This is a genomic window from Massilia sp. MS-15, assembly GCF_020176695.1.
GTDB classification, from domain to species: Bacteria; Pseudomonadota; Gammaproteobacteria; order Burkholderiales; family Burkholderiaceae_D; genus Telluria; species Telluria hydrophila.
Map to the genome: position 1 here is coordinate 36,444 of NZ_JAIWIA010000055.1, position 6,961 is coordinate 43,404.

Here is a 6,961-nt window from a genome sequence, read left to right on the forward strand (position 1 = left end):
TACAATGGCCGGTTTGGCGATTCGCGGACACGGCAGGGCATGGCAAAACAATACGACGTAGCAGTGATCGGCGCAGGCGCCGCCGGCATGATGTGCGCAGCGGTCGCGGCCCAGCGCGGCAAGCGCGTGGTGCTGCTCGACCACGCCACCCGGCTGGCCGAGAAGATCCGCATCTCCGGCGGCGGGCGCTGCAATTTCACCAACCTCAACGCCGGCCCGGCCAACTTCCTGTCGCAGAATCCGCACTTCTGCCGCAGCGCGCTGTCGCGCTACACGCCCCAGGATTTCCTCGGCCTCGTCAAGAAATACCGCATCGCATACCACGAGAAGCACAAGGGCCAGCTGTTCTGCGACGATTCGTCCGAGCAGATCATCGGCATGCTGCGCGCCGAATGCGCCGCCGGCGACGTCGCCTGGCGCATGCCGTGCAAGGTCGGCGGCATCGAGAAAACCGCAACCGGTTTTCGCATCGAGGCGGAAGGCGGCGACATCGACTGCGCGAGCGTGGTCGTGGCCACCGGTGGCCTGTCGATCCCGAAGATCGGCGCTACCGACCTCGGCTACCGCATCGCCCGGCAGTTCGACTTGCAGGTGGTCGAGCCGCGCCCGGGCCTGGTGCCACTGACCTTCGACGGACCCAGCTGGGAAGCCTTTGCGCCGCTGGCCGGCATCGCGCTCGAAGTCGAGGTGAGCACGGGCGACCCCAGGGCGAAGGGCAAGGCCAGGGACCAGCGCGGCCATTTCCGCGAAGACCTGCTGTTCACCCACCGCGGGCTGTCCGGGCCGGCGATCCTGCAGATCTCGAGCTACTGGCAGCCGGGCACGCCGATCGTGCTCGACCTGTTGCCGGACATGGACGTGGCCGAGGAATTGATCTCCTCCAAGAACACAGTCAAGAAACAGCTGGGCAATGTGCTGGCCCAGTGGCTGCCGGCGCGCCTGGCCGAGGGCCGGCTGCGCGCCAACGGCTTTGCGCCGGATGCGCGCCTGGCCGACCTGGCCGATGCCAGGCTGCGCGTGCTGGGCGACGCCATCAACCGCTGGGGCATCACCCCGACCGGTTCGGAAGGCTATAGAAAGGCCGAGGTGACGCTGGGCGGCGTGGACACGCGCGAGCTGTCGCAGCAGAGCATGATGGCGAACAAGGTGCCGGGCCTGTACTTCATCGGCGAGACGGTGGACGTCACCGGCTGGCTGGGTGGCTACAACTTCCAGTGGGCCTGGGCGTCGGGTTATGCGGCCGGGCAAAGTGTGTAGGCTGTGGCAATTGCGGAACACCTTGCTAAAATCTTCCCTTGAACAGCAAATGATGCTACACTTTCGTTCTTCCTAAATCCAACGGTTTCATTTTTACATGACCACTATCCGCCTTAAAGAAAACGAGCCGTTCGAAGTCGCTATGCGTCGCTTCAAGCGCACTATCGAAAAAACCGGTCTGCTGACCGAACTGCGCGCTCGCGAGTTCTACGAGAAGCCGACTGCAGAGCGCAAGCGCAAGCTGGCCGCCGCAGTGAAGCGTCACTACAAGCGCATCCGCAGCCAGCAGCTGCCGAAGAAGCTGTACTAATCCGATTGCATCTCGGCTTGGTCCGGTGACAGCATTGTCCCGGCGAGCCGCTGAGCGTCCGCAAGCCCGCTCCGGTTTTACCGCGGCGGGTTTTGTCGTTCATACCTTTATCATTTACCTCTACCGGACGGAGAATCCATGAGCCTGAAAGCACAACTTACCGAGGACATGAAGGCCGCGATGCGCGCCAAGGAAAGCGCCCGCCTGGCCACGATCCGCCTGATCCTGGCTGACATCAAGCGCAAGGAAGTCGACGAGCAGATCGAGCTGGACGATACCCAGACCCTGGCCATCGTCGAGAAGATGATCAAGCAGCGCAAGGATTCGATCACCCAGTTCGAAGCCGGCGGCCGCGCCGACCTGGCCGAGATCGAGAAGGGCGAACTGGCGATCCTGTCGGCCTACATGCCGGCCGGACTGTCGGACGAGGAAATCGCGGCCGAAGTGACTGCCGCCGTGGCCGCCACTGGCGCTGCCGGTCCGCAGGACATGGGCAAGGTGATGGGCGTGCTCAAGCCGAAGCTGGCCGGGCGTGCGGACATGACCGTGGTGTCGGGGCTGGTGAAGAAGGCGCTCAGCGGCAGCTGATCGGATTCGCCCGGGCCGCCTGAACGCGTGGGCAAAAACTTGCCCACCCTACGAAAGGCGGTATAACGTAGGGTGGGCAGATTTCCTGCCCACGCGGTCAAGCCGCTCAAGAACACCCTAGATGCGCGCCCCCACAAGCGACCTCATCCAAACGGATGCCTTGTCATAAGTCAATTTGCAGGCACCGCTGCGGTATAGTCTGAGTTGAGACAAACACTGAGTACCTCCTAGTGATTCCGCAATCCTTTATTACCGATTTGCTCAACCGTGTCGACATCGTCGACATCGTCGGTCGCTACGTCCAGCTGAAAAAGGGTGGCGCCAACTACATGGGCCTGTGCCCGTTCCACAACGAAAAATCCCCCAGCTTCACGGTCAGTCCGACCAAGCAGTTCTACCACTGCTTCGGCTGCGGCGCCCACGGCACGGCGATCGGCTTCCTGATCGAATACTCCGGCATGGGCTTCGTCGATGCCGTCAAGGACCTGGCGCAGAACGTCGGCATGGTGGTGCCGGACAACGACGACAAGATCCCGCCCCAGCAGCGCGCCGCCCAGCAGGCCCAGTCGCTGGCCATGACGGATGCGTTGACCCAGGCCTGCGCCTACTACCGCGCCCAGCTGCGCGAAGCGCCGAACGCCATCGCCTACCTGAAGAAGCGCGGCCTGACCGGCGAAGTGGCGGCCCGTTTCGGCATGGGCTACGCCCCGTCCGGCTGGGACAACCTGCGTTCGGTCTTCCCCGACTACGACGCGCTGGCCCTGGTCGAATCCGGCCTGGTGATCGACAAGGTCGACGAGGACGGCAACAACAAGAAGCGCTACGACCGTTTCCGCGAGCGCATCATGTTCCCGATCCGTAATACCAAGGGCCAGGTCATCGGCTTCGGCGGCCGCGTGCTCGACAGCGGCGAACCGAAATACCTGAACTCGCCGGAAACCCCGCTGTTCCAGAAAGGCCTGGAACTGTACGGCCTGTTCGAGGCAAGGCAGAGCATCCGCGATGCCGGCTACGTGCTGGTGACGGAAGGGTATATGGACGTGGTCGCCCTGGCCCAGCTCGGTTTCCCGCAGGCCGTGGCAACGCTCGGCACCGCCTGCACCAGCACCCACGTGCAAAAGCTGCTGCGCCAGACCGACAACGTGATCTTCAGCTTCGACGGCGACAAGGCCGGCCGCCGCGCCGCGCGCCGCGCGCTGGAAGCCTGCCTGCCGCAGGTGAGCGACAACAAGACCATCAAGTTCCTGTTCCTGCCCCAGGAGCACGATCCGGACAGCTTCGTGCGCGAGCGTGGCTTTGAAGCTTTCGAGCAGGAAATCCAGGATGCGATGCCGCTGTCGCAGTTCCTGCTGCGCGAGGTGACAACCGAGCACGATCTCGGCACGCCGGAGGGCAGGGCGCATGCCCAGTTCGAGGCCAAGCCGCTGCTGCAGGCAATGGCGGCATCAAGCCTGCGCCTGCAGATCGTGCGTGGCCTGGCCAGCCTGACCGAATCGACGCCGGCCGAGATCGAATCGCTGTTCGAACTGTCCAAGCCGGTCTCCGTGGTGCGCCGGGCGCCGCCGCGCCAGGGCCGTCCGAAACCGGTGGGACTGGAGCTGCAGATGCTGCGCATCCTGGTCTCGCACCCGCCGCTGGCGCTGCTGCTCGACGACGCGGCCCAGGCCTCGTTCGACCACTTCGGCCAGGAAGCCGCCGATGCCCTGCGCCACCTGGTGCAGATGGCGCAAGGCCTGGGAGAATTCGGCAGCTTCGCCGCCCTGTCCCAGCAGCTCAAGGAAGTGACGGGAGAATACGACAGTTTAATTGCAGAAATTGCCTCCGAACCGGAGACGGACCTTGAAGCAGATCGTATCTGGCTGTTAAGCGCTGTGCGCCAAATCAAGATGGACGCGTTAAAACAAGAACTTAACCAGTTGTTTTCTTCCGGGCTGACCCCAGATCAGGTGAGTACTCGCTATCGCGAAATCGTTGCCCAGCAGGACCTCCTGGCCCGGGAGGCAGCTGCGGAAATGACGCCCCGCTAAACAATCACAACCTGATGCCGACGGCCACAAATGTGGCCATTTGTGCAACTTGGAAAAATAGGGGTGCGTGCTATAATAAAACGCTAACTATTGCAACTGTTGAAACCATTTTTCGTTTCAATCGGCGCGTGGAGTTTCAGTTAGCGAGGCAACATTGCTTTGCCTGCAGGGTGATGTAAAGTAACAAAAAACTTTATCTTTAACCATCGTAAAGTTAGTCGTTGTGACTTCGAAAGCGCCTGTGCCAACCAAGAAACCCGAAACCAAAGTGGCTGCAAAGACCACCAGAGCGTCCGCCAAGGTGGACAAAGGCCAAGACCAGGCCGAGGTTCGTACGGCGAGCCCGGCACCGGTCAATGCGACGACCGATGCGGCCGCACTGGCTGCGATCGACACGTCCGGTTATGTCCTGCCATCCGTCAAGGTCCCCGGACGCCGTGGCCGCAAGCCCAAGGAATTCACGCCCGAGAACGATGAAATCGCCGCCCTGAACGCGGTCGAGCGCGCCGAACTGAAGGCTGCGGACAAGGCCAAGGCCAAGGACCGCAAGGCCAAGGAAAAAGCGCTGCTGAAAGACGCGTTCTCTTCGGACACCGAAGCGAGCGAGGAAGAGCTCGAGATCCGCCGCAACAAGCTCAAGGCCCTGATCAAGTCGGGCAAGGAGCGCGGCTTCCTGACCTATTCCGAGATCAACGACCACCTGCCGGAGAATATCGTCGATCCGGAAGCGATCGAAGGCATCATCGGCACCTTCAACGACATGGGCATCGCCGTCTACGAGCATGCCCCTGACGCGGAAACCCTGCTGCTGTCCGACGCGGTTCCGAACGTCACCAGCGACGACGAAGCCGAGGCGGCCGCCGAGGCGGCGCTGTCGACCGTCGACTCCGACTTCGGCCGCACCACCGACCCGGTGCGCATGTACATGCGCGAGATGGGTTCGGTCGAGCTGCTCACCCGCGAAGGCGAGATCGAGATCGCCAAGCGTATCGAAGACGGTCTGAAGGACATGATCCAGGCGATTTCCGCCTGCCCGGTGACGATCGCCGAGATCATCGACGCGGCCAACAAGATCGAGAAGGACGAGATCAAGATCGACGAGATCGTCGATGGCATGGTCGATCCGGAAGAAGAGGAGCAGACCTCGCCAAGCGCGGTGGCCCCGACCTCGACCGACGACGAGGACGAGGACGAGGACGAAGAGGAAGAAGCCGAGGAAGAGGAAGAGGACACCTCGAGCGCTTCCGGCGCCGCCGGCTACTCGGCCGAGCAGCTCGAAGCCCTGAAGCAGGCCGCCCTCGGAAAGTTCGGCAACATCGCCGACCAGTTCGAGAAGATGCGCAAGGCCTTCGAGAAGGACGGCTACAACAGCAAGGCCTACGTCAAGGCGCAGGACGCGATCTCCAACGAGCTGCTGGGCATCCGCTTCACGGCCAAGGTGGTCGAGAAGCTGTGCGACACCCTGCGCGGCCAGGTCGACGAGGTTCGCCACATCGAGAAGCAGATCCTGGACGTGGCCGTGAACCGCTGCGGCATGCCGCGCGCCCACTTCATCAAGGTCTTCCCGGGCAACGAAACGAACCTGGACTGGGTCGATGGCGAAGTCGATGCGGGCCACGCCTATAGCGCCATCCTGGGCCGCAACATCCCGACCATCAAGGAACTGCAGCAGCGCCTGATCGACCTGCAGGCGCGCGTCGTGCTGCCGCTGCCGGACCTGCGCAACATCAACCGGCAGATGGCCGCCGGTGAAATGAAGGCGCGCAAGGCCAAGCGCGAGATGACCGAGGCCAACCTGCGCCTGGTGATCTCGATCGCCAAGAAGTACACGAACCGCGGCCTGCAGTTCCTCGACCTGATCCAGGAAGGCAATATCGGCCTGATGAAGGCGGTGGACAAGTTCGAATACCGCCGCGGCTATAAGTTCTCGACCTATGCGACCTGGTGGATTCGCCAGGCCATCACCCGCTCGATCGCGGACCAGGCGCGCACCATCCGTATTCCGGTGCACATGATCGAAACGATCAACAAGATGAACCGGATCTCGCGCCAGATCCTGCAGGAGACCGGGGCGGAACCGGATCCGGCCACCCTCGCCATCAAGATGGAGATGCCGGAAGATAAGATTCGCAAGATCATGAAAATCGCGAAGGAGCCGATTTCGATGGAGACGCCGATCGGCGACGACGACGATTCGCACCTGGGCGACTTCATCGAGGACAACAACACGCTGGCGCCGTCGGATGCGGCCCTGCATGCCTCGATGCGCGGGGTGGTGAAGGATGTGCTGGATTCCCTGACGCCACGCGAAGCCAAGGTGTTGCGGATGCGTTTCGGGATCGAGATGTCGACCGACCACACGCTGGAGGAGGTGGGCAAGCAGTTCGACGTGACCCGCGAGCGGATTCGCCAGATCGAGGCGAAGGCGCTGCGCAAGCTGCGGCATCCGTCGCGCTCGGACAAGCTGAAGAGCTTCCTCGAGGGCAGCAGCTGATTTGGCCATGCTTGTCAGCTAAGCCTTGACGGCGCTGCACTAAACGCAATATCCTCTCGCCACTCTGCTTCAGCGGTACCGCGCTGCTGGAGCAGGTGGCGAGATTCTTTCTAGCCATTGTCCCGATTTCTGGGCCTCTAGCTCATGCCTGGTTAGAGCAGCGGACTCATAATCCGTTGGTGCCCGGTTCGACTCCGGGGAGGCCTACCAGTAAAAACAAGGGCTTACGCGAGTTTTTCGTGTAAGCCTTTTTTGTTTCTAAGTAGTCACCCAAAATTTATCGTG

General features: G+C 62.2%; 5 protein-coding genes and 1 tRNA gene. All 6 read left to right on the forward strand.

Going from position 1 to position 6,961, the window contains the following annotated elements:
* The first annotated feature begins 39 nt into the window (after nucleotides 1-39).
* The 6 genes from LCI23_RS18585 to LCI23_RS18610 all read left to right on the forward strand — a co-directional run bounded on the left by LCI23_RS18585 (nucleotide 40) and on the right by LCI23_RS18610 (nucleotide 6,886).
* A complete protein-coding gene (locus LCI23_RS18585; protein ID WP_224947941.1) occupies nucleotides 40-1,257 on the forward strand; it encodes an NAD(P)/FAD-dependent oxidoreductase in 1,218 nt (405 codons plus the stop codon).
* Between the two features lie 97 nt (nucleotides 1,258-1,354).
* Complete coding sequence (gene rpsU, locus LCI23_RS18590; protein ID WP_005665410.1) at nucleotides 1,355-1,567, forward strand: 30S ribosomal protein S21; 213 nt, start codon at nucleotides 1,355-1,357, stop codon at nucleotides 1,565-1,567.
* A 138-nt stretch (nucleotides 1,568-1,705) separates the two neighbouring features.
* Nucleotides 1,706-2,155, forward strand: a complete 450-nt coding sequence (locus LCI23_RS18595) for a GatB/YqeY domain-containing protein (protein ID WP_224947942.1) — start codon at nucleotides 1,706-1,708, stop codon at nucleotides 2,153-2,155.
* A gap of 230 nt (nucleotides 2,156-2,385) precedes the next feature.
* Complete coding sequence (dnaG, locus tag LCI23_RS18600; RefSeq protein WP_224947943.1) at nucleotides 2,386-4,182, forward strand: DNA primase; 1,797 nt, start codon at nucleotides 2,386-2,388, stop codon at nucleotides 4,180-4,182.
* Between the two features lie 301 nt (nucleotides 4,183-4,483).
* A complete protein-coding gene (gene rpoD, locus LCI23_RS18605; protein WP_374041191.1) occupies nucleotides 4,484-6,676 on the forward strand; it encodes an RNA polymerase sigma factor RpoD in 2,193 nt (730 codons plus the stop codon).
* A gap of 131 nt (nucleotides 6,677-6,807) precedes the next feature.
* Nucleotides 6,808-6,886 (forward strand) — tRNA-Ile (locus tag LCI23_RS18610).
* The last annotated feature ends 75 nt before the right edge of the window (nucleotides 6,887-6,961 follow it).